Source organism: Streptomyces sp. NPDC058457 (genome assembly GCF_042720695.1).
GTDB lineage: Bacteria > Actinomycetota > Actinomycetes > Streptomycetales > Streptomycetaceae > Streptomyces.
Genome location: NZ_JBHXLU010000186.1, coordinates 1 through 2,836 on the forward strand (window position 1 = coordinate 1; position 2,836 = coordinate 2,836).

Genomic DNA, 2,836 nt, shown 5'->3' on the forward strand with positions numbered 1-2,836 from the left:
GAGCGAGGGCGCTCGGGGACCAGCCGGGCAACCAGCACCAGGGGGCGCCGGTAACCGGGGGAGAAGTCGATCGCGACGAGCACCAAGAGCAGCCGAGCCCGAGCACGCCCGCCTTCCCCGACCGCACACCGCGCCGCCGCAGCCGCAACCCGAGCGAGCGCACCCGCAAGACGACCACCCGCCTGTCCGACACCGAGAAAGCCGAGATTGTCGCCGCCGCCGCGCAGCGCGGTGTCACCGTCGCCCGCTTCCTCGCCACCGCCGGCCTGACCGCCGCCCGCGGGCGAGTCGCCGTGCACAGCAACGAGCATCTCGATACAGCCATCGACGAACTCGCCGCCCTGCGCACCGCGTTGGCCCGCATCGGCAACAACATCAACCAGATCGCCTACGTCCTCAACAGCGGTGGCCGCCCGCGCACGGGCGACCTCGAACACGTGCTGGGCGCGCTGATCCGGCTTCTCGCCCACGTCGACGACGCGGCGAACGACTTGGTGACCAGGCGGCTGTGATGGTTCCCGACATCGGACGCGGCTCTCGCACCCACGGTCTCCTCGTTTACCTGTACGGCCCCGGAAGGCGCGAGGAACACACCGATGCGCACCTCGTCGGCTCCTGGGACGGCTTCGCCCCCGACCCCGGCCGCGACACCAGTCCCGCCCCCGCCCCGAAGGTCACCCTCGCCCGACTCGCCGCCGCCCTGGACCTCCGGGTCAAGCAGGCCGGCGACCGCGCGCCCGCCAAGCACGTCTGGCACTGTTCGGTCCGCACCGCCCCCGGCGACCGGCGGCTCGGCGACGAGGAGTGGAACTCCGTCGCCCGGCGCATCGTCCACGCCACCGGCATCGCCCCGGACGGTGACCCCGACGGCTGCCGGTGGATCGCAGTCCGCCACGCAGAGGACCACATCCACATCGTCGCCACCCTGGTACGCGGTGATCTACGCAACCCACGCCTGAACTACGACTTCAACAAGGCTCAGGCCGAATGCCGTCGCATCGAGAAGGAGATGGGCCTGCGCCGTCTGAACGCCGGCGACGGCACCGCGGCGAAGAACCCCACCAGCGCCGAGAAGTTCAAGGCCGAGCGCACCGGCCGACCTGAAGCCTCCCGCGAGACGCTCCGCGAAGCCGTCCGCCAGGCTCTCGCCGGAGCTGACGACGAGAAGGAGTTCTTCACCCGGCTGCGCGAGGCGGGCCTGCGGGTGAAGGTGCGTCACGCCCCGTCCGGTGACGCCCTCGGGTACAACGTGGCCCTGCCCGGTGACCGCAACCGCCACGGCGAGCCGGTCTGGTACCCCGGCTCCAAGTTGGCCCCCGACCTCTCCTTGCCGAAGATCCGCCTTCGGCTGGCGGACGGTACCGACGAGCGAACAACGCCCTCGGCAGCCGGCGGTCGGACGGACTGGTCCCCGCCTGCTCGGGAACGACGGAGCGCCACCGGTATCGCCGAACGCGCCGCTGTCCTCCTGGATCGTGGCGACGACGGCGAAGCCGCCGCCCAGCTCGTCGGTGTCGGAGAACTGCTGGACGCGGTCGCCCAGACCTCCCCGGCCGACACCCGTACCGAGCTGGCTGCCGCGGCCCGCGCCTTCGAGCGAGCAACCCGCAGCCACATCCGAGCGGAACGCGCCGACACCCGGGCGCTCCGCTCGGCCGCCCGGGGCATCGTCCAGGCCGGCAGTGCACTCGGACGGGGCGAGGACGGCGGCACCACCGCCATGCTCGTCTCCACCTTGGTCCTGGTCACCCTCGCCGCTGCCCGCTGGCACTCCGCCCGCGGCCACGCCCAGCAGGCCCACGCCTCCCGCCAAGCCGCCGCGCACCTGCGTCGCGCCTACCGCCAGGCCGCCGCGGCCCCAATGCGAGCGCTGCACGACCAAGGCCGCGCTCTTCCCGAGGCCCAACGCCGCTCGCTCGACGCCACCCTGCGCGCCGTTCTGCCGGAGCACGGCCTACAAGCGGACGACGTGCCGACGAGGACCGACGCCCTGGTCGCCACCCTCGCCCAGGCTGAGCAGATTGGTCACGACCCCGAAGCCCTGCTGCAGCAGGCCATCAACATGCGCGAACTCGACACTGCCGAGGACGTCAACGACGTACTGGTCTGGCGCCTTCGCCGCATCGCTCAGCTCTCCGCCCACCCAGGCGAAGCCCCGCGTCGCCCGCAGGCTGGCACCCGCCAGACCAAGACATCGGCCAGCCGGACCAGCGAACGGAACACCTCCGCAGCGACTGCGCACCCTGCCGTCTCCGATCCGCACAGCCGCCCACAACGTCGCTGAACAGCTCGTCCGGAAGGCTGGCCATTGGCTGCACGGACTCCATGAAATGCCTGGACAGCTGGTTCAACCGGCTGTTAGGGATGAGAACAGGACCCTCGACCGGGAGATGACGCTCGTGCTCAGAACCACCGACCGCACCACGGAGTCGGCACCCGCGCTGCCCGTTCTCCCCACCGACACCGACCACCAGCTGCAGCTCGCGTACGAGTCGAAGTCGGCCGAAGGCCCTGGCGCGACCCGCTGCGTCGGCCACCCACGCGAACTCGCCCTCGGCGGTATACCAGTGATCTGCTCCGGGTGCCGGGCCCGACGCGACTGGCTGCTCATCAACCAGGGCCGCAACGTCTGGATTCGCTGCCGGTGCGGCAACCAGTGGCTCGAACCCGAGATCAGCCGCGCCGACTTCGACGCCCTGATCGGCGGCCCGAATGGGACGACCTACCCGAGCGTCGAAGCGGGACTGGTCGCGCTCGGCTTCGACGGAGTCTTCGCCGGCATCTACCTGCAGTAGGAGAGCAACAGACCGAACGCCGAGGAGCGCCACGGATACAC

Annotated in this window: 3 protein-coding genes; all 3 read left to right on the top strand. The window is 71.2% G+C overall.

Annotated elements, in window-relative coordinates; all coding sequences use genetic code 11:
* A partial coding sequence (locus ACFWPS_RS53870; RefSeq protein WP_383721890.1) for a plasmid mobilization protein occupies positions 1-512 on the top strand: 512 nt, incomplete at its 5' end.
* Complete coding sequence (locus tag ACFWPS_RS53875; RefSeq protein ID WP_383721892.1) at positions 512-2,284, top strand: relaxase/mobilization nuclease domain-containing protein; 1,773 nt, start codon at positions 512-514, stop codon at positions 2,282-2,284. The genes ACFWPS_RS53870 and ACFWPS_RS53875, both read left to right, overlap by 1 nt.
* A 106-nt stretch (positions 2,285-2,390) precedes the next feature.
* Positions 2,391-2,795: a hypothetical protein gene (locus ACFWPS_RS53880; protein WP_383721893.1), complete on the top strand. Its 405-nt coding sequence runs from the start codon at positions 2,391-2,393 to the stop codon at positions 2,793-2,795.
* Positions 2,796-2,836: the final 41 nt, after the last annotated feature.